The organism is Streptomyces sp. NPDC111628 (genome assembly GCF_055635195.1).
The window spans coordinates 1,007,758-1,027,127 of the sequence record NZ_JBVKBZ010000002.1; the positions used below are offsets into that span (position 1 = coordinate 1,007,758).

Here is a 19,370-nt window from a genome sequence, read left to right on the forward strand (position 1 = left end):
GGTCAACGTCCGCCGGGCGGCCGGGGTTCCCCGGGGCCCGCCTCAGTGCGACGACGTCGGCTCCGGGGCGACCAGGCCCTGCCGGTGGGCGACCGCGACCGCCTCCGTACGGCTGCCCGCGTTCAGCTTGGCGAGGATGTTGGACACGTGGACGCTCGCCGTCTTGGCGCTGATGAACAGCTCCTCCCCGATCCGGCGGTTGCTGTGCCCGAGGGCGAGCAGCCGCAGGACGTCCTGCTCGCGGGCGGTCAGCACCGCGGCGCCCGCCCCGGCCCGTGCCGGGCCCGCGAGCCGGCCGCGGCGGACCAGGTCGTCGACCCGCTCGCGCAGCACCCTCGCGCCGAGCCGGTCGGCCTCCCCGCGAACGCTGCCCGCCTCGGCGGCCGCCTCCTCGCGGCGGTCGGCCGCCAGCAGCGCCTCGGCCAGCCGCAGCCTGCACCGAGCGCGTTCGTAGGCGTCGCCGTAAGTGAAGGCGGCCACCGCCCTCTCCCAGGCCGCCGGGTCCGGTGCGGCGTCGGCGACCCGGGACCACTCGGCCTCCGCGCGCGCCAGCCACGCCTGGCCCTCCGGCCCCTGCGGGACGTCGTCGTAGCCGTGCCCGGCGGACCAGCGGGCGTCGGCCAGCAGCTCGGCCGCCGTGTCCGACCAGCGGGCCACCCCGGCGTCGTCCCCGGCCCGGCGCAGCTCGGTCACGGTGTCGGCGACGGCGGACAGCGCGAGGGTGGCAAGCCGCAGGGTCACGGTGGGCCGGGTGCCCGCCTCGGTGAGCGTCTCGACGCTGGAGCGCATCCACCGCACGGCGTCCTCCGCGTCCCCGCGCAGCGCCGCCGCGTCGGTCAGCACGATCGCCGCGACCATCCGCGCCATCCAGTCGAACGGCCCGTTCAGCAGGCCCCGCGCCCGGTCGGCCACCCCCGAGTCGCCGCGCGCCAGTGCCACGTACAGCCCGGGCCCGAGGGCGTGACCGTCCACGGCCGAGCGCTCCCCGGCGTGCTCGGCGGACTCGCGCAGCACCTCGTCCCAGTGGCCCAGCGTGTACCGCACGAGCAGCCGCAGATACCGCATCTCCCGCGGGTACGGCGAGGACAGCAGCCCGGAACGGCGGGCCCGGTCCAGTCCCTCGGACGCCCAGGGCAGGCACTCCTCCAGGTCGCCGGACTCGAAGCAGCCGATGGCGAGGTTGAACAGGGCCCGCAGCTCCACGGGCGCGTTGCCCGCCCGCCGCGCCAGCTCGCGTGCCTCCAGGAGCCGCTCCCGGCCCTCGGGGGTGGCGCGGTTCTGGCCCTCCAGGCTCGTCAGCGAGATCAGCAGGTCGGCGCGGGCGTCGGTGACTGCCAGCTCCTCGGCGACCCGCAGCGCCCGGCGGGCCACCCGCAGCGCCGTCTCGTTCTCCCCGACCTGGCGGGCCGCCGTCACGTGCGTGGCCGCCGCCCACACCCACGTCGACGAGGGCGGCTCGGCGGGGATCAGGCCCAGCGCCTCGCTGCTGTAGGCGTACGCGGACTCCAGGTTGTCGACGCTCAGCAGATTGCCGGCCAGGGTGTAGCGGACGCGGGCGGCCAGCTCCAGGTCCGCGTCCTGGCCGAGGCCGGCCAGCGCGGAGCGGGTGAGGGAGACCGCGCGGTGCAGCTCTCCGGCGTGCACGGCGGCCGCGGAGGCGCGCAGGGTGAGCGTCACCGCGTCCGGACCGGCGGGCCGCGCGGTGGCGTCGACCGCGGTCCACAGGTCGAGCGCGGCCTCGACGTGCCGCAGCTCCTCGGCGGGCGCGCCGACCCGCTGGGCGTGGTCGGCGGCCTCCAGGGAGGCGGCGAGCGCCTCGGGCAGGTCGTGGCTCTCGCGGTAGTGGTGCGCACGCTCGGCCGCGCTGTCGGACCGGCGGTCGGGACCGGCGAGCAGCCGGGCGAACGCACCGTGCAGCCGGGCCCGTTCACCGGGCAGCAGATCGGCGTAGACCGCCTCCCGGGCGAGGGCGTGCCGGAAGGAGTAGGTGTCCCCGTCGCCGGAGACCAGCAACTGCCGCTCCACCGCCTCGCGCAGCGCCGACTCCAGCTCCTCCTCGGGCAGCGCGACGGCGTCCCGCAGCAGGTCGTGCCCCACCCGGCGGCCCGCCACGGCGGCGGTGCGCAGCACCTGCTGGGCGGTCTCGGACAGCTGCTCGAACCGGATGAGCAGGACGTCGGCCAGGCCGCTGGGGACGCCCCCGGCCGGCGCGTCCGTGGCGGCGACCAGCTCCTCGGCGTAGAAGGCGTTGCCCTCGGCCCGCTCCACGATCCGGCGCACGGTGCTGTCCGGCAGCCGCCGCTGACGCAGCGAGCGCACCAGCCGGGCCACGTCGGCGTCCGGCAACGGCCGCAGCTCCAGCCGCTCCACGCCGGGCAGGCGCACCAGTTCGGCCAGCAGCGGGCGCAGCGGATGGCGGCGGTGCAGGTCGTCCGCCCGATAGGAGGCGAACAGCGCGAGCCGGTGGCCGGGCGCCCCGCCCGCCGGGCGCTGCAGGACCCCCCGGCCGAGCAGGAACCTCAGCAGGTCCCGGGAGGACTGGTCGGCCCAGTGCAGGTCCTCCAGGACCAGCAGCAGCGGTGCGACGTCCGCCAGGTCGGTCAGCAGGGCGGCCACGCCCTCGAAGAGCCTGAGGCGTGAGGGCGCGGCGTCGGTCCCGTCGTCCGGGCCGCCGCCGAGCAGCCGGTCGGCCACCGGATGCCCGGCCAGCACGGCGGCGAACCGCTCGTCGGCGGCGAGCAGGCCCAGGATCTCGGTGAACGGCAGATACGGCAGGCCCACGTCGCCCAGGTCCACGCAGTGACCGGTGAGCACGGTCGTCCCGGCCGCGGCGGCCCGCCCGGCGACCTCGTCCAGGGTCCGGGTCTTGCCGACCCCGGCGTCCCCGGCGACGAGGACCGCGCGGGCCTCACCGGCGCGGGCGCGCTCCAGTACGCCGGTGAGACGCGCGAGTTCGTCCTCGCGGCCGACGAGCGGGCTGGTGAGTGAGGTCTGCGACACGCCGCCCATCCTGACACGCGGGTCCGACAGCGGGCTTCCCGGTTTCGGGGCCCGGCCGCCGGACCCGCCACCGGGTCAGCGGTGGAGCGAGCTCGCCCAGTCGGCCGGGACCCGGTCCGCCGGGCCCGGGGACGGCTGGTCGGCGGGGTGGCTGCCGGGCGGGGCGAGGTCCGGGCCCGACTCGCGCACCTCGTTGGTCGCGTAGTCCCAGTACCACTCCTCGCCCGGCTCGAAGCTCTGCACCACCGGGTGCCCGGTGGAGCGGTAGTGGCCGGTCGCGTGCTGTCCCGGTGAGCTGTCGCAGCAGCCGACGTGGCCGCAGCTCGCACAGCGCCGCAGGTGGAACCACCAGCCGCCGACCGCGTCGCACTCGGCGCACCCGGTGCCGCTCGGCGGGACGGTGGGATCGATTCCGGTGTCGCTGGTCATACCGGCTCCTCGGTCGGATCGGTCGGGTCGGTCGGGTCGGTCGGGTCGGTTGGATCGGTCTGGTCGGGTTCCGCGGCGGTGAGCGGCAGGAGGACCTGGAAACGGGTGTCGCCCGGCACGGACTCGACCTGGAGGCTGCCGTGGTGCTTGTCGACCACGATCCGCCAGGAGATGTCCAGCCCGAGCCCGGTGCCCTCGCCCACCGGCTTGGTGGTGAAGAACGGGTCGAAGATGCGCTCCCGGATCTCCGGTGCGATCCCGGTGCCGGTGTCCCGGAACTCCACCAGCAGCCGGTCGTGGTGCAGCGCCGTCCGCACGGTCAGCGTCCCCTCGCCGCCCGCGTCGTTCACCGCGGCGACGGCGTTGTCGATCAGGTTGGTCCACACCTGGTTCAGCTCCGCCGGGTACGCGGGGACCCCGGGCACCGTGCGGTCGTACTCCTTGACGACCTCGATCCGCGGGCCGATCTTGCCGGAGAGCATCAGCAGGGTGCTGTCGAGCAGTTCGTGCACGTCGACCGTCCGGTAGGGCGCCCGGTCCAGCTGCGCGTACTGCTTGGCGGCGTCCACCAGGTGGGAGATGCGGGCGGTGGAGTCCGCGATCTCGTTCATCAGCAGCTCGGTCTCCACCGTGTAGTTGAGCCAGCCGACCGCTCCCGGCAGGATCTCCTCGTCCACGGCCGCCGCGACCTGCTCCAGCCACTCGGTGTCCAGACCGGCCTGCACGAAGGTCGGCGCGAGCTGCCACCCGTGCTCGATGCCGTGGTCCTCCAGCCAGTCGCCGAGGTCGTCCTCCCGGTCGGCGGCCTCCAGCGGACTGAGCGAGGGTGCCTTGGCGACCCGCTCCGCCGTGCGCTCCTGGATCTCGATGAGCCCCGCGAGCGCCTCGCGGGAGAAGGGGCCCTCGGCGATCACGGCGAGCTTGTGCCGCATCTTCGCCACCCGCTCCCGCAGTGTCGAGGTGGCCCGCACCGCGGCCGCCGCCGGGTTGTTCAGCTCGTGCGTGAGACCCGCGGACAGCGAGCCCAGCGCCAGCAGCCGTTCGCGCTGCCCGATGGTGCGCTGGGTGTTCTTGGAGCCGAAGAACAGCCCCTCCAGCAGGTGCACCGCCATCGGGAACCACTCCCGCATGACGGCCGCGAACGTGTCCGCCGGAAGCACGAAGAAGCGCGTCGGCTCGGTGACCCGCATGGAGTTGTTGTAGACCTGCGGCACCCGGTCACCGACGTACGCCTGCATCGCGCCCGCGTACACCCCCGGCTGCGAGGTGCGGTTGGTCTCCACGTCGTCCCCGCCGACCCGGCGGGTCAGCACGACCGTCCCCTCCAGCATCACGTAGAAGCAGGTGGCGTCCTCGCCCTCGGTGTACACCGGACCCGGGCCGAACAGCTCCACCCGGCCCTCGGCGCACAGCCGGCCCAGCTGCTCGGGCGTCAGCTTCTCGAACAGGAACAGCTTCCCGATCTCCTCGGGGCTGCACGGCATCGGCCGCCCGCTCACGACTGCTCCAGGTACCGGTGGACGAGCATCACGGCCATGGCTCCCTCTCCTACGGCGGACGCGACCCGCTTGGCGGACTCCGCACGGGCGTCGCCCGCCACGAAGACGCCGGGGACGCTGGTCTCCAGGTGGTACGGCGGCCGGTCCAGCTCCCAGTCGGCCGGTGGCCGCCCGTCCGGGGTGAGGTCGGGACCGGCGAGGATGAAGCCGCGCTCGTCCCGCAGCACCGTGCCGTCCAGCCAGTCGGTCAGCGGGGCCGCGCCGATGAACACGAACAGCCACTGCGCGTCGACGAGTTCGGTGGCGCCGCTCGCCGCGTCGCGCAGCGTCAGCCGCTCCAGGTGGCCGTCCCCGTGCGCGCCCTCGACGAGGGTGCCGCAGCGCACCCGGATGTTGGGCGTCTCCTCGATCTGCTGGATCAGGTAGTACGACATCGACGCCTCCAGCGAGCCGCCGCGCACCAGCAGGGTCACCGACTTGGCGCCCCGGGCGAGGTACATCGCCGCCTGCCCGGCCGAGTTGGCGCCGCCGACGATGTACACGTCGTGGCCCTGGCAGGAGGCCGCCTCGGTGAGCGCCGAGCCGTAGAACACCCCGCAGCCGGCCAGGTCCTCGGTGCCCGGAGCGGTCAGCTGCCGGTAGGACACGCCGGTCGCCAGGATGACGCTGTGCGCGGCGATCGCCGAGCCGTCCGAGAACCGGACGACGCGCGCCGCGCCGTTCGCCTCCAGGCCGGTCACCTCGCGCGCGGTGAGGATCTCGGCGCCGAACTTCGACGCCTGCCGCCGGGCCCGCTCGGTCAGCTGCCCGCCGGACACGCCGTCGGGGAAGCCCAGGTAGTTCTCGATGCGCGAGCTCTGCCCGGCCTGCCCGCCGGTCGCCGACCGCTCCACCAGCACCGTACGGAGCCCCTCCGAGGCCCCGTAGACGGCCGCGCCGAGCCCGGCCGGGCCGCCGCCGATCACCACCAGGTCGTAGAAGTCCGAGGTCGGCGTGGTGGCGAGACCCACCCGCGAGGCCAGCTCGGGCGCCTCCGGCTCCACCAGCGGGGTCCCGTCCGGCGTGATCACCACCGGCAGCCGCTGTCCGTCCTGCCCGGCCGCCGACAGCAGCCGCCGCCCCTCCGGCTCGTCCGAGGAGTACCAGCGGTACGGCACCTGGTTGCGGGCCAGGAACTCCCGGACCTCAGAGGACCGCGCCGACCAGCGGTGCCCGACGACCTTGGTGCTGGGCACCGGACGGTGGTCGCCGGTGCGCCAGGCCTGGAGCAGGTCGTCCAGGACCGGATAGAGCTTCTCCTCGGGCGGGTCCCAGGGCTTGAGCAGGTAGTGGTCCAGGTCGACGACGTTGATCGCGTCGATCGCCGCGTTGGTGTCCGCGTAGGCCGTCAGCAGCACCCGCCGGGCGCCCGGGTACACGTCGAGGGCCTGTTCCAGGAACTCGATGCCGTTCATCTGCGGCATCCGGTAGTCGGCCAGGATGACGGCCACCAGATCGCCGCGCAGTTTCAGTTCCCGCAGTGCGCCGAGCGCCGACTCGCCGGACTCCGCGCGCACGATCCGGTACGTGGCGCCGTAGCGCCGCCGCAGGTCGCGGGCGACGGCGCGGGACACCCCCGGATCGTCGTCCACGGTCATGATGACGGTCCGTGTCTCCCCGTCGGCCTGTGCCATACGTCCCCCACGTCGAGCGGCCGGATTCACGGCACGGCGTCCCCGTCACCGCACCGGCCTGCGGCCATCGTATGTTCGATCGCGGGTCCTCGCTCGGGCGGCGGGGGCGGGCCGCCGGCGTCCGTCCGCTCCCCCGGCGCGGCCCTGCGGACGGCTTGGGGAAGACTGGGCTGCGAGAACGACGTTCCCGCGACCCAGGGAGGGACCCGCATGACGCGCCCGATCACGGCAGGCTCGGACGGTTCGGAGGAGAGCCTGGCCGCACTGGCCTGGGCGGCGAGGGAGGCGGTGCGCCGCGGCGCACCGCTGCACGTCGTGCACGCCTGGCGGTTCCAGGGGCAGGGCGTGGCCGGCTCGGTGGACCGGGACAGGCAGGAGGGCTGGGCGCGCGACGCGCTCTCCCAGGCGGTCGGGACGGTGACCGAACGGCACCCCGGCCTCACGGTGACCACCGACGTCCGCGAGGGGGACGCCGTCGCGGCCCTGCTCGGTGCCGCGGCCGACGCCGAGACGCTGGTCCTCGGCTCGCGCGGGCACGGCGCGGTCGTCGGTTTCCTGCTCGGCTCGGTCGGCCAGCAGGTGATCGCCGAGGCCACCCGGCCGGTCGTCCTGGTGCGGGCCGGTGACGAGGCCGCCGCCGAGGCCGGGGGCCGCGAGGTCGTCGTGGGCCAGCAGGGCGAGCCGGAGGACAGCGCCGACGTCATCGGGTTCGCGTTCGAGGCGGCCGCCGCGCGGGGCGCCACCGTGCGCGCCGTGCGGGCCTGGGCCCTGCCGACGGTCTTCACCTACAGCCCCGGCTCGATGGCCCTCGCGGACGAGGCCGGAGGCCTGGAGCAGTACGAGCGCAAGGCGCTCGCCGAGGCGCTCGCACCGTGGCGCGAGCGCTTCCCCGATGTTCCCGTGGTGGAGCACGTGGAGATGGGCAGCGCGGGCCAGGTCCTGCTGACGGTGGCGGCCAACGCCCAGCTGATGGTCGTCGGCCGCCGCGCCCGCCGTACGGCCGTAGGCGCGCGGATCGGTTCGGTGGCGCACGGCGTGCTGCACCACGCGGAGTGCCCGGTGGCGGTGGTCCCGCACACCTGAGCGGCCGCCGCGCCGCTCAGTCGGCCGTGGGCTGCAGGGTCTCCCGGGCCCTGGGCAGGATGTTGACGAGGTAGTCCTCGACGGCCGTGTCCAGGCCGATGTCGTGCTGGGCCCGCTCGGAGAGGTACCAGCGGTGCTCCAGCAGCTCGTGGTAGATCTCCGCCGGGTCCATCGCGCCGCGCAGCTCCACCGGCACGGCGCGCACGGTGGGCCGGAAGACCTCGCGCACCCAGCGGTGGGCGAGGACCTCCGGACGGGCGCCGAGCGGGTCGCCCGGGGCGTAGTCGTCCTGGGTGGCCATCCAGCTCTCCAGGTCGTTCAGCAGCCGTCTGGCCTGGTTCTCCTCGGCGTCCAGGCCGGTCAGGCGCAGCAGCTGGCGCTGGTGGTGGCCGGCGTCGACGACCTTGGGCACGAAGGTGACCGTGTCGCCGTTGGAGGCATGCTCGATCTGCATCTCGGCCACGTCGAAACCGAGGTCGTTCAGGCGCCGGATGCGGCGCTCGATGTAGTGGTACTTGCCCGCCGGATACACGGAGGTGCGGGTCAGCTCCTCCCACAGGGTTTGGTAGCGGGCGCAGATCTCCATGCCGAAGTCGACCGGGTCGACGGAGGGGTGCAGCGCCCCCGAGGCCTCCAGGTCGAGCAGTTCGCCGCTGATGTTCACCCGGGCCAGGTCGAGGTCGTAGTCGCGCTGCCCGTCGCTCAGCCGCGGGTGCAGGTCGCCGGTCTCGGCGTCGACCAGGTAGGCGGCGTAGGCGCCCGCGTCGCGCCGGAAGAGCGTGTTGGACAGCGAGCAGTCCCCCCACGCGAACCCGGCCAGGTGCAGCCGGACCAGCAGTACCGCGAGGGCGTCCATCAGGCGGTGCATGGTCGCCGGGCGCAGCGTCGTCTCGAACATCGACCGGTACGGCAGCGAGCCGCCCAGGTGCCGGGTGACCAGCACCGGTTCCAGCGCCTCACCGGCGGCGTCGGAGCGGCCGGTGACCACGGCCAGCGCGTCCACCGCCGGGATGGCGAGCCGGTCCAGGTCGCGCAGCAGCTGGTACTCGCGCAGCGCGGGCCGCTCGGCCAGCTCCTTGACGGCGATCACCTCGTCCCCGGCGCGCGCGTAGCGGACCACGTGCCGGGAGATGCCGCGGGGCAGCGGCACGAGGTACTCCTCGGGCCACTGCTCCAGCGGCAGCTGCCAGGGCAGTTCGAGCAGGAGCGCGGGGTGCTCCGGATTGGTGGCGCTGATCTGCAAGGCCATGCCCCGACTCTAGAACGCCCGTTCCCGGGCCCGTTGTGCGGCGTCCTTCACCGGTCCGCGGTGGACGGGACCGTGCCCCGGGAGCAGCAGGTCGCCCTCCAGACCGGCGATGACGTCGAGCGAGGCGACCGCGCCCGCCCGGTCGTGGTGGAACAGGTCGGGCAGCAGCTGCGGTCCCTCGATCCGGGAGATGGCGTGCCCGCTCACCAGCGCGTCGCCGGAGATCACCACCCCTGCGTCGGGGAGGTGGTACACGCAGTGCCCGTCGGTGTGCCCGGGGGTGTGCACCGGCACGGGCCGGCCGGGCAGGTCGAGGGCGCCGTGCGCCGGGAAGGCCGCGGGCGCGGTCACCGGGTGCTGCTCGGTGCCGCCGGTGCGCAGCACGTGCACCATCCACGGCAGTACGCCCGGCCGCCAGGCGTTGCGCAGCACCGTGCCCACCGACACCTGCTGGAGGAAGTCGCGCCGCGCGTGCGGCACCTCGGCCTCGTGCAGCAGGACCGGGGTGCCGTGCGCGGCGTGCAGGTACTCCGCCGAGCCCAGGTGGTCGTTGTGGGCGTGGGTGATCAGCACGGCCGTCACCGCCTCGGGCGAACTCCCGACGGCGGCCAGGGAGTCGAGCAGCGCCCGGCGGTCGCCGGGGTATCCGGTGTCGACGAGGGTCACCGCGTCGCCGTCGGTGAGGATGACCCAGTTGGTGTTGCCGCCGTGCACCAGATAGGTGCCGTCGGCCACTTGCCGTACATCCGCGCTCATGGTCTCCCGCGTTCCAGGTCTGTGGTCCCCGCGCGGGACAGCCAACCAGAACCCGGGCGCGGGCGGTTGCCCGGCCCTCAGCGCACGCCGTGCGGGCGGAACTGGACGCTGATGCGGGGCCCGGCGGCGCGGGTGCTCTTGGGGACGCAGTGCTCCCAGGTGCGCTGGCAGGAGCCGCCCATCACGATCAGGTCGCCGTGGCCCAGCGGGCGGCGCACGGTCTCGCCGCCCCCGCCCGCCGGGCGCAGCAGCAGGTCCCGGGGTGCGCCCACCGAGAGGATGGCGACCATCGTGTCCTGGCGCGCGCCGCGTCCGATCCGGTCACCGTGCCAGGCGACGCTGTCCCGGCCGTCGCGGTAGTGGCACAGGCCCGCGGTCGTGAACGGCTCGCCCAGCTCCTCGGCGTAGTGGGCCGACAGGGCGTCGCGCGCCTCGGCCAGCAGCGGGTGCGGGAGGGCGTCGCCCGCGCCGTAGAACGCCAGCAGCCGGGGTACGTCGACGACGCGCTCGTACATCTCGCGCCGTTCCGCGCGCCAGGGGACCTCGGCGGCCAGCCGCTCGAACAGCGCGTCGGCGCCGCCCAGCCACCCGGGGAGCAGGTCGATCCAGGCTCCCGGGCCGAGGTGGGTCCGGCGCAGACCGTCGAGCGGGCCCAGCCGGACCTCGTCGGTCTGGTCGAAGAGTGAGCCCTGGAGGTGGTGCGTGGTCATGGGACCAGCGTACTCCTCATTCGAAAATGTGTTCTATCGATGACATCGCCGCCGGTCCGCGACCGTCTCTTTCGATACGCTGGTGTATCCGATACATTCCCGTATCGAACCGAGCGAAGGAGCCGGACATGACGGCGAAGGCGACCACGGGGCGGGTGACCAGGCGGCGCGTGCGCACCCGTGCGAACCTCCTGGACGCCGCGTTCGCGGTGTTCGCCGCCAAGGGCTTCGGGCGGGTGTCGATCGAGGAGGTCTGCGAGACCGCCGGGTACAGCCGGGGCGCCTTCTACTCCAACTTCGACAGTCTCGACGAGCTGTTCTTCGCCCTCTACGAGCAACGGGCCGACCTGATCGCCGAGCAGGTGACCACCGCCCTCGCCGCCGACGGCCCCGGCCTGGACGTGCCCGCCGCCGTGGAACGCGTCACCGAGGTGCTGCTCCTGGACCGGGACTGGCTCCTGGTGAAGACGGACTTCCTGGTGCACGCCGCCCGCGACCCGGAGGTCGCCCGGACCCTGCTGGAGCACCGGGCCCGCCTCAGGCGGGCGATCGCCGACCGGCTCGCCCGGGCCCGCGGACACACCGCCCTGCCCGCCGTGCCCGGCGACGCCGAGGAGGCCGCGCACGCCGTGGTCGCCGCGTACGACGGGGTCACCACCCAACTGCTCCTGGACCGGGACGTCGCGGGCGCCCGGGTCTGGCTGGGACAGCTGCTCACCGCGCTGCTCACCGACGGCAGCACGCGTCACTGACCACAGGGTCACCGACACAACAGGAAGGGACGGTCGCCATGGATGCCGACGTCATCGTGGTCGGAGCGGGTCTGGCGGGTCTGGTCGCGGCCCACGAGCTGACCAGCCGGGGCAGGAGGGTCGCCCTGGTGGACCAGGAGAACGCGGCCAACCTCGGCGGGCAGGCCTTCTGGTCCTTCGGCGGCCTCTTCCTCGTCGACTCCCCGGAGCAGCGGCGGCTCGGCGTCAAGGACTCCCTCGACCTGGCCTGGAACGACTGGCAGGGCAGCGCCGGATTCGACCGGACCGAGGACGAGGACTCCTGGGCGGTGCGCTGGGCGCGGGCGTACGTCGAGTGGGCGGCGGGGGAGAAGCGGTCCTGGCTGGCCGGGCACGGCATCACCTTCCTGCCCACCGTCGGCTGGGCCGAGCGCGGCGACCTCAGGGCGGGCGGGCACGGCAACTCCGTGCCCCGCTTCCACATCGCATGGGGCACCGGCACGGGGGTCGTCGAGCCCTTCGTGCGGTACGCGAAGCAGGCCGCGCGCGACGGGCTGCTCACCTTCCACCACCGCCACCGCGTCGACCACCTGGTCGTCGAGGGCGGCACCGCGCGCGGGGTGCGCGGCACGGTCCTCGCCCCGGACGACTCACCGCGCGGCGTGGCCTCCCACCGCGACCCGGCCGGAGAGTTCGAACTCACCGCCCGCGCCGTGGTCGTCACCTCCGGCGGCATCGGCGCCGACCACGACATCGTCCGCCGCCACTGGCCCGAGCGCCTGGGCACCCCGCCCGCCGAGATGGTCACCGGCGTCCCCGCCTACGTCGACGGCCGGATGCTCGACATCAGCGCCGAGGCGGGCGCCCGCCTGGTCAACCGCGACCGGATGTGGCACTACACCGAGGGCGTGCGCAACTGGGACCCGATCTGGCCCGGCCACGGCATCCGCATCCTGCCGGGACCGTCCTCGATGTGGTTCGACGCGCTCGGCCGCCGACTGCCGGAGCCGTACCTGCCCGGCTACGACACCCTGGGCACCCTGCGCCACCTGCGCACGGCCGAGGGGCTCGCGGAACACGACCACTCCTGGTTCGTCCTCACCCAGAAGATCATCGAGAAGGAGTTCGCGCTCTCCGGTTCCGAGCAGAACCCCGACATCACCGCCAAGGACCGCGCCGGCTTCCTGCGCGAACGCGTGCTGGGCAAGGGGGCCCCGGGTCCGGTGGACGCGTTCCTGCGCAACGGCGCCGACTTCGTGACCGCGCCGGACCTGGAGCAACTGGTCGAGAAGATGAACCGGTTGACCGACAAGCCGCTCCTGGACGCCGCCGCGCTCCGGCGCCAGATCGAGGCCCGCGACCTCCAGCTGGCCAACCCGTACGCCAAGGACGCCCAGGTGCAGGGCATCCGCAACGCCCGCCGCTACATCGGTGACCGGCTCGGCCGGGTCGCCGGCCCCCACCGCATCCTCGATCCCGCGGCGGGTCCGCTGATCGGCGTCAAGCTGCACATCCTCACCCGCAAGACCCTCGGCGGCATCCAGACCGACCTCGACTCCCGCGCCCTGGACGCCGACGGCACCCCCGTCGAGGGCCTGTACGCGGCCGGTGAGGTGGCCGGTTTCGGCGGGGGCGGGGTGCACGGGTACAACGCGCTGGAGGGCACCTTCCTCGGCGGCTGCCTGTTCTCCGGCCGGGCGGCGGGCCGGGCCGCGGCACGGCAGACCGCCTGAGCGACGGACCGCCTGAGCGACGGACCCGCCGGCCGTCCGCTCCGCGCCCCTCACACCTCGTCTCAGACCTCGTCGAGGAGACGGAGCAGCACGGCGGCGTGGCTCTCGCCGGGCGACTTGGCCGCGGTCAGCAGTGTCACGTCGCCCGCCTCGGCCAGCTTCCGTACACGGTCGAGGAGTTCGCTCGCCTCCGGGGCGCTCAGCTCCGCCTCGTACCGGCGCGCGAACTCCTCGTACGAGCCCTCGCCCGCGTGGTACCAGCGGCGCAGCTCGGTCGACGGGGTGAGTCCCTTCGGCCACTCGTCCACCCGCGCCGCGTCCTTCGACACGCCCCGGGGCCACAGCCGGTCCACGAGGACCCGTACGCCGTCGTCCGGCTCCGCCGGGTCGTAGACCCGGCGCACACGCACGTTCATGGCGGTCCTCCCACGGCCGACGGTGCCCGCGCCAGGCTACCTCCGGCGCGGGCGGCGAGGGTCAGCCGGACCTCCGGCGCGCGGCCTCGCGCCGCTTGAGCGCCCGGCGTTCCAGCTCGCTGGTGCCACCCCAGACGCCGAGGGTCTGCCCGGTGTCGAGCGCCCAGCGCAGACACTGCTCCTGAACCGGACAGGTCCGGCAGACCGCCTTGGCCTGCTCGGTCTGCAAAGCGGCCGGACCGGTGGTGCCGATCGGGAAGAAGAGGTCGGGGTCCTCCGTCCGGCATGCGGCGTGCTCGCGCCAGTTGTCCATCAAAGTCACCTGCGATCGGTATCGTTCGCGCCCTCGTGCATGGCTTACTCCGTTGCGGGTGACCTGTCGACCGCGGGGCGAAACCGGGGTGGTGCTCGCGGGATGCCGTGTCCGTCGCCGTGCGCCTACCGGCTCAGCGCGTCCCCGGCCGCCGCCACCACCGCGTCCGCCACCGCGGCCAGCGCCGGGGAGTCGAGCTTCCACTGCTGCCAGTACAGCGTGACGTCCACCGCGAGGTCCGGCGCGAAGGTGACGAGCCGACCGGTGCGCAGCAGCGGTTCGGCCTGCGGCCCCGGGACCATGCCCCAGCCCAGCCCGGCGGCGACCGCCTCGACGAAGCCCTCCGAGGTCGGCACGTAGTGCCGTGCGGCGCTTGCGCCACCGTGACCGAGCCGGCGCGCGAAGGAGTCCTGGAAGTCGTCCCGCCGGTCGAAGACCACCACCGGGGCGTCGGCGACGGCCTCCCGCGGCGCGTCCAGATGCCGGGCGGCGAACTCGGGGGCGGCGCAGGGGAGATAGCGCATCCGGCCCAGCGCCCGGACCGTGCAGCCGGGCACCGGTTCGGGCGACGACGTCACCGCGGCCATCACCACGCCCTCCCGCAGCAGCGTCGCCGTGTGGCCCTCGTCCTCGCGGCGCAGTTCGAAGCAGAGCGGGGGCTCCGGGGGAAGCCGGGTGAGGGCGGGCAGGAACCAGGTCGCCAGCGAGTCCGCGTTCACCGCCACCGACACCCGGGTGGGCTCGCCCGCCCCCCGCAGGCCCAGCTCGGCCGACGCGTCCCGCTCCAGCCGCGCCACCTGGCGGGCCAGCCGCACCAGCACGGCTCCGGAGTCGGTCGCCCGCACCGGCTTGGTGCGCAGCAGCAGTACCCGGCCGGTGCGCTGCTCCAGTGCCTTCACCCGCTGGCTGACCGCGGACGGCGTCACGTGCAGGGCGGCGGCGGCCGCGTCGAACGTGCCCTCGTCCACCACGGCCAGCAGGGTGCGCACGTGGTCCAGCGGCAGATCCGCGAAGGCCGGCGCACAGGCCGACGTCATGTCGTCATCACATCGGCTAATGATACGTAAGAATCTTTAGCTGTACGTCCGGTGATCGTCCGCTTAGCGTCGAGGGCATGAACAACGCGCTCACGGCGGCCGCCGCCGGTTTCGGCACCGGCCTCTCGCTCATCGTCGCCATCGGCGCCCAGAACGCCTTCGTCCTGCGCCAGGGGGCCCGCCGGGACGCGGTGCTCGCCGTGGTCGGCATCTGCGCGCTGTCCGACGCCGTGCTCATCGCCCTGGGCGTCGGCGGGGTCGGCGCCGTGGTGGTGGCCTGGCCGGGCGCGCTGACCGCCGTCGGCTGGATCGGCGGTGCCTTCCTGCTCTGCTACGGGGCCCTGGCCGCCCGGCGGGTGTTCCGGCCGTCCGGCGCGCTGCGGGCGGACGGCGACGCCGCGGGCTCGCGCCGCCGGGCCGTGCTCACCTGCCTGGCGCTGACCTGGCTCAACCCGCACGTCTACCTCGACACCGTGTTCCTGCTGGGCTCCGTCGCCGCCGACCGGGGGCCGCTGCGCTGGACCTTCGGCCTAGGAGCCGCCGCCGCCAGCCTGGTCTGGTTCGCCGCGCTCGGCTTCGGCGCCCGCTACCTCGGCCGCTTCCTGTCCCGGCCGGCGGCCTGGCGGGTCCTCGACGGACTGGTGGCCGCCACCATGATCGTCCTCGGTGTCTCCCTCGTCGCCGGGGCCTGAGCGGCCGGATCGGGCCGGATCCGGCCGCACACGCCCCGACGAGCTCGAACGAAGCTGCGATAGTGATCCTCGCAATCGAAAGATGTATCGAGCATGTAGGAAGCGCGTGGACACCAGCGAGAGCAGCAGCGAGAGCGGCACCGAACCGGACGCGAAGGCCCCGGCGCCGGACGGGACGCGGCAGCGCGGATGGCGCCGCTGGGCCATGGACACCCGGCCCCTGCGCCGCCCGGCCTACCGCAGGCTGTGGTCCTCGACCATCGTCACGGCCGTCGGCAGCCAGCTCACCGCGGTCGCCGTGCCCAAGCAGATCTACGACATCACCGGCTCCTCGGCCTGGGTCGGCGCCGCGAGCCTCGCCGGGCTGCTGCCGCTCATCGTCTTCGCCCTGTGGGGCGGCGCGGTGGCCGACACCATGGACCGCCGCAAGCTGCTGCTGATCACCAACACCGGCATCGCGGTGACCTCGCTGCTCTTCTGGGTACAGGCGGTCACCGGCATGGCGTCGGTGGCCGCGCTGATGCTGCTGCTCGCGCTGCAGCAGGCCTTCTGGGGCCTCAACGCCCCGGCCCGCAACGCCTCCATCGCCCGCCTGGTGCCCGAGGACGAGCTGCCCGCCGCCAACGCCCTCGGCTCGACCGTCATGCAGACCGGGCAGGTGGTCGGGCCGCTGCTCGCCGGTGCGCTGATCCCGGTGATCGGACTGCCCGAGCTGTACCTGATCGACGCGCTGGCCCTGTGCGTCACCGTGTGGGCGGTCTACAAGCTCCCCGCGCTGCCGCCGCTCGCGGGCACGGCGGTCCGGCGCGCGGGCGTGCGCGAGGTGGTGGCCGGCTTCCGCTACATCGCCGGGCACAAGGTGCTGCTGCTGTCCTTCCTGGCCGACATCGTCGCCATGGTGTTCGGCATGCCCCGCGCCCTGTTCCCGCAGCTCGCCGCCGAGACGTACGCCCCGTACGGCGAAGGGCTCGCGCTCGGTCTGCTGTTCGCGGCGATCCCCATCGGCGCGGTGGCCGGCGGACTGTTCTCCGGCACCTTCTCGCGGGCCCGCCGGCACGGCTGGATGGTGATCGGCGCGGTCGTGGTCTGGGGGGCCGCCATCACCGGCTTCGGGCTCAGCGGCAGTCTGTGGCTCGCGGTCGCCTTCCTGGTCGTGGCCGGTGTCGCCGACATGGTCTCCATGGTGTTCCGCGGGGCGATCCTGCTGTCCGCCGCCACCGACGAGATGCGCGGGCGGATGCAGGGCGTGTTCACCGTCGTCGTGGCGGGCGGCCCGCGGCTGGCCGACGTCCTGCACGGCGGTGCGGGCTCCGCCCTCGGCGCCCGGCAGGCCGTGGCCGGCGGCGGTCTGCTCGTCGTGGCCGTGATGCTGGCCCTGGCCGTCGCGATGCCCGCGCTGCGCCGCTACCGCGTCTGACGGCGGCTCACAGGGAACCGCGCCCGTGCAGGGCGTAGTGCTCCATGAGCCGGCCCCTGGTGGACTCCAGCCGGTGCGCGAGGATCTCCGCGACCGACCGCACCAGCACGATGCCCAGCTGCGGGTCCCGCTCGCACAGGTCGAGCACCGCGGCCGCTTCGAACTCGTAGGCGCGCACCGGGCTGAACGCCTCGGCGCCGAAGTCCCACTCGTAGGGCGGGAACAGCCAGGACCAGCCGAGCAGGTCGCCCACGCCGAGACTGGCGACCGTGACCCGCTGCACGGACGTCACCTGCTGGGTCAGGGAGACCGCGCCGGAGCGGATGACCCAGAAGCGGTCCGCCCGGCCTCCCGCCTCGAAGATCCGGTCGTCCTCCGGGAAGGAGACCTCCTGGGCCAGCTCCATCAGCCGCGCGCGCTGGGGGAGGGGGAGAGCGTTCAGCAGTTTGATCGCTTTGGTCATGGCACGGGGCTCCTCGCCGGCGATTCGGTTCCGGGGCTTTCCCTATGCCCATTTCAGTCTCTGTCGCCGCGCTGAGCACCTCGGCGGACGGCGGGATCCCGTACGGATTCCGTGCCGGAACCGGGGACGGGGGTGCGAGGGCGTGAAAAAGCCCTGGCCGGACGGGGGAGGCCGGCCAGGGCCGTAAGCGGTGACCGCGGAGGACATTTCGATCGACTCCGTCGCCACGTATGGATGAACGCTAAACCATCTCTGGGCGTTCCGCGAAACCGACACGGGGACACGTGACCCGTTTCACTCGCGGTGCTCCGCGACGACCCTGACCCTCTCCAGTGCCGGATCGGTCGGGTCGGGGAGGTACATCCCCGCCTCCAGGCCGCTGCGCAGATAGCGCAGCACCGGCTCGGCCAGCCGCTCGCCCGGCAGCACGGCCGGAATGCCGGGCGGATACGGAGTGATCATCTCCGCCGCGACCCGGCCGGCGGCCCGGTCCAGGGGCACGTCCTCGGTGGGGCCGAAGAAGGCGTCCCGGGGCATGCACACCTGAGGCATCCGCAGCCCGGCCGGCGACGGCACCTCGACGCGCGGAGCGGACTTCAGGCCCGGGGCGGCCCGGGCGAGGTCCTTGAGGGCGGTGAGCAGCTCGTCGGCGGTCCCCCGGTCGTCGCCGTGGGTGATCTGCGCGCCGATGCGGCGGTGGTCGGTGAGGTGGGCGATCACACCGCGGTGCTCCCGCAGCCAGTCCGCCGCCCGGAAGCCCGAGACGCCGAGCCCGTCGAGGTCGATGACGACCGGCAGCGGATCGAAACCGTGGGCCAGCCCCGGACCGCAGAAGTCCTCACGGTCGTTGACGTGCATGCCGTCGATCTCCTCGACGGCCGCCCGGACTCCGGCCGCCAGCTCCAGCGCGCCGCTCATCAGCTCCTGCCCGCCGAGCGCCATCTGGCGGCGCCAGCCGTCGAGACCGGCGAAGATCAGCACCGACGGGCTGGTGGTGCTCAGCAGGTCGGCGCGCATGCCGAGCAGCTTGGGCGGCACCAGGTCGCCGCGCAGGTGGAACACCGAGCCCTGTTCGAGACCGCTGCCCATCTTGTGGATGCTGGTCACGCAGATGTCGGCGCCCGCGTCCATCGCCCAGGACGGCAGATCCGGGTGGAAGGGCAGATGCGCCCCCCACGCCTCGTCGACGATCAGCGGCAGCGAGCGCCGGTGGCAGACCTCGGCGACGGCCCGCAGATCCGCGCTCGCACCGTACGGCGTCGGGCTGGTGACCAGGGCACCCTTGGCGTCGGGATGTGCCACGAACGCCTCCTCGAACGACTCGGCGGACGGCGGATGGGCCAGATGCCGTTCCGCGTCCCAGAGCGGTTCGACCCACACCGGCTCGATGCCGGACAGGATCAGACCCGAGACCACCGACTTGTGGGCGTCGCGGCCGATCAGCAGCTTCTCGTGCGGCCCCGCCACCGCCAGCATCGCCGCCTTCACCGACAGGGAACTCCCGCACGTCGAGAAGAACGTGTGATCGGCGTGGACGGCGTCCGCCATCAGCTCCTGGGCGCGCTGGAGCACCCGTCCCCGGGTGAGCCGGTCGTCGAGGCCGGCGGTCGCCAGCACGTCCCCGTGGAACACGGCGTCACCCAGCACCTCGCGCACCGCGGGGTCCGCCCCGCGCGCCTGCTTGTGCCCGGGCGGCGTGAACGACAGCCGTCCCGCACGGCGGTATTCGACGAGGGCTTCCAGGACCGGTGCTCGGCGGTGGTCGACTGTCATGCCGACCCGGTTTCCCGTCCGGCGCCGCGTCAATCCGCCGGGGACCGCCACTCCGCGTTCCGGCCCGGCGTCAGCACCTCGTCCAGCACTCGCAGCACCGCCTCGTACGCCACCGTCCGTACGGCGGCCTCCCGGGAGCCCTCCGGGTCGGTCGACCGCAGCGCCTCGCTGCGTGCCCGCCAGCTCCGCCCCTCCTCCAGCGCGCAGGTCCTCGCGCGGTGCATCCGGCGCAGTAGTTCGTCCGCGTCCACAACATCTGTCATGCACTCCGCGTACCCCCGCAGGGCGCCCGGATGGCCCTTGGGCCGCACGGACGACCGGAGGTTTGCCCCCACCGGCAGAGGTCAGCCGAAGGTGACGGGCCGCACGCCGAGCGCAGGGCCGAACCGGACCGTC

At 74.0% G+C, this 19,370-nt stretch carries 18 protein-coding genes; 5 read left to right on the forward strand and 13 right to left on the reverse strand.

All coding sequences use genetic code 11. The annotated features are described in order from the left end of the window. Positions 1-42: 42 nt before the first annotated feature. The 4 genes from ACZ7MF_RS12240 to ACZ7MF_RS12255 all read right to left on the reverse strand — a co-directional run bounded on the left by ACZ7MF_RS12240 (position 43) and on the right by ACZ7MF_RS12255 (position 6,601). A complete protein-coding gene (locus ACZ7MF_RS12240) occupies positions 43-3,009 on the reverse strand; it encodes an ATP-binding protein (protein WP_471476240.1) in 2,967 nt (988 codons plus the stop codon). Between the two features lie 66 nt (positions 3,010-3,075). Beyond that, positions 3,076-3,429 carry a UBP-type zinc finger domain-containing protein gene (locus tag ACZ7MF_RS12245; protein ID WP_471476242.1) on the reverse strand — a complete coding sequence of 118 codons (354 nt, stop codon included), beginning with the start codon at positions 3,427-3,429 and terminating at the stop codon, positions 3,076-3,078. Next, the gene (locus tag ACZ7MF_RS12250) at positions 3,426-4,913 is read right to left on the reverse strand and encodes an ATP-binding protein (protein ID WP_471477225.1); all 1,488 of its coding nucleotides are present in this window, start codon (positions 4,911-4,913) and stop codon (positions 3,426-3,428) included. Before ACZ7MF_RS12250 ends, ACZ7MF_RS12245 begins: the two co-directional genes overlap by 4 nt. Before the next feature lie 11 nt (positions 4,914-4,924). After that, positions 4,925-6,601, reverse strand: coding sequence for an NAD(P)/FAD-dependent oxidoreductase (locus ACZ7MF_RS12255; protein ID WP_471476244.1), 1,677 nt, complete (start codon positions 6,599-6,601; stop codon positions 4,925-4,927). A gap of 210 nt (positions 6,602-6,811) precedes the next feature. Here ACZ7MF_RS12255 and ACZ7MF_RS12260 point away from each other — a divergent pair, with 210 nt between their 5' ends. Next, positions 6,812-7,684, forward strand: coding sequence for a universal stress protein (locus tag ACZ7MF_RS12260; protein WP_471476247.1), 873 nt, complete (start codon positions 6,812-6,814; stop codon positions 7,682-7,684). Positions 7,685-7,700: 16 nt separating this feature from the next. Here the strand turns inward: ACZ7MF_RS12260 and ACZ7MF_RS12265 are convergent, their stop codons facing one another. From ACZ7MF_RS12265 to ACZ7MF_RS12275, 3 genes are all read right to left on the reverse strand, one after another. Then, complete coding sequence (locus ACZ7MF_RS12265; protein WP_471476251.1) at positions 7,701-8,933, reverse strand: DUF4032 domain-containing protein; 1,233 nt, start codon at positions 8,931-8,933, stop codon at positions 7,701-7,703. A gap of 9 nt (positions 8,934-8,942) precedes the next feature. Beyond that, positions 8,943-9,689, reverse strand: coding sequence for an MBL fold metallo-hydrolase (locus ACZ7MF_RS12270; RefSeq protein WP_471476255.1), 747 nt, complete (start codon positions 9,687-9,689; stop codon positions 8,943-8,945). 77 nt (positions 9,690-9,766) lie between these two features. Further along, on the reverse strand, positions 9,767-10,399 hold the full coding sequence (locus ACZ7MF_RS12275; protein ID WP_471476258.1) for an alpha-ketoglutarate-dependent dioxygenase AlkB: 633 nt from the start codon (positions 10,397-10,399) through the stop codon (positions 9,767-9,769). 128 nt (positions 10,400-10,527) lie between these two features. Between ACZ7MF_RS12275 and ACZ7MF_RS12280 the strand changes: the two genes are divergently transcribed. Both ACZ7MF_RS12280 and ACZ7MF_RS12285 read left to right on the forward strand, forming a co-directional pair. After that, entirely contained in the window at positions 10,528-11,151 is a 624-nt protein-coding gene (locus ACZ7MF_RS12280) for a TetR/AcrR family transcriptional regulator (protein WP_471476261.1), read from the forward strand. A 38-nt stretch (positions 11,152-11,189) separates the two neighbouring features. Then, the gene (locus ACZ7MF_RS12285; RefSeq protein WP_471476264.1) at positions 11,190-12,863 is read left to right on the forward strand and encodes an FAD-binding dehydrogenase; all 1,674 of its coding nucleotides are present in this window, start codon (positions 11,190-11,192) and stop codon (positions 12,861-12,863) included. A gap of 62 nt (positions 12,864-12,925) precedes the next feature. On the opposite strand, the gene ACZ7MF_RS12290 is transcribed toward ACZ7MF_RS12285, so the two are convergent. The 3 genes from ACZ7MF_RS12290 to ACZ7MF_RS12300 all read right to left on the reverse strand — a co-directional run bounded on the left by ACZ7MF_RS12290 (position 12,926) and on the right by ACZ7MF_RS12300 (position 14,629). Continuing rightward, a complete protein-coding gene (locus ACZ7MF_RS12290; protein ID WP_471476266.1) occupies positions 12,926-13,279 on the reverse strand; it encodes a DUF488 domain-containing protein in 354 nt (117 codons plus the stop codon). A gap of 61 nt (positions 13,280-13,340) precedes the next feature. Then, the gene (locus ACZ7MF_RS12295) at positions 13,341-13,592 is read right to left on the reverse strand and encodes a WhiB family transcriptional regulator (protein ID WP_003971835.1); all 252 of its coding nucleotides are present in this window, start codon (positions 13,590-13,592) and stop codon (positions 13,341-13,343) included. 125 nt (positions 13,593-13,717) lie between these two features. Next, on the reverse strand, positions 13,718-14,629 hold the full coding sequence (locus ACZ7MF_RS12300) for a LysR family transcriptional regulator ArgP (protein WP_471476269.1): 912 nt from the start codon (positions 14,627-14,629) through the stop codon (positions 13,718-13,720). 77 nt (positions 14,630-14,706) lie between these two features. On the opposite strand from ACZ7MF_RS12300, the gene ACZ7MF_RS12305 reads away from it, so the two are divergent. Both ACZ7MF_RS12305 and ACZ7MF_RS12310 read left to right on the forward strand, forming a co-directional pair. Further along, entirely contained in the window at positions 14,707-15,321 is a 615-nt protein-coding gene (locus ACZ7MF_RS12305) for a LysE/ArgO family amino acid transporter (RefSeq protein ID WP_356864581.1), read from the forward strand. 106 nt (positions 15,322-15,427) lie between these two features. Then, positions 15,428-16,738, forward strand: coding sequence for an MFS transporter (locus ACZ7MF_RS12310; protein WP_471476272.1), 1,311 nt, complete (start codon positions 15,428-15,430; stop codon positions 16,736-16,738). Between the two features lie 7 nt (positions 16,739-16,745). Here the strand turns inward: ACZ7MF_RS12310 and ACZ7MF_RS12315 are convergent, their stop codons facing one another. From ACZ7MF_RS12315 to ACZ7MF_RS12325, 3 genes are all read right to left on the reverse strand, one after another. Continuing rightward, complete coding sequence (locus tag ACZ7MF_RS12315; protein ID WP_356864579.1) at positions 16,746-17,201, reverse strand: cyclic nucleotide-binding domain-containing protein; 456 nt, start codon at positions 17,199-17,201, stop codon at positions 16,746-16,748. A 294-nt stretch (positions 17,202-17,495) separates the two neighbouring features. Beyond that, entirely contained in the window at positions 17,496-18,974 is a 1,479-nt protein-coding gene (locus ACZ7MF_RS12320; protein WP_471476274.1) for an aminotransferase class I/II-fold pyridoxal phosphate-dependent enzyme, read from the reverse strand. Between the two features lie 29 nt (positions 18,975-19,003). Then, complete coding sequence (locus ACZ7MF_RS12325) at positions 19,004-19,237, reverse strand: hypothetical protein (RefSeq protein ID WP_471476276.1); 234 nt, start codon at positions 19,235-19,237, stop codon at positions 19,004-19,006. Positions 19,238-19,370: the final 133 nt, after the last annotated feature.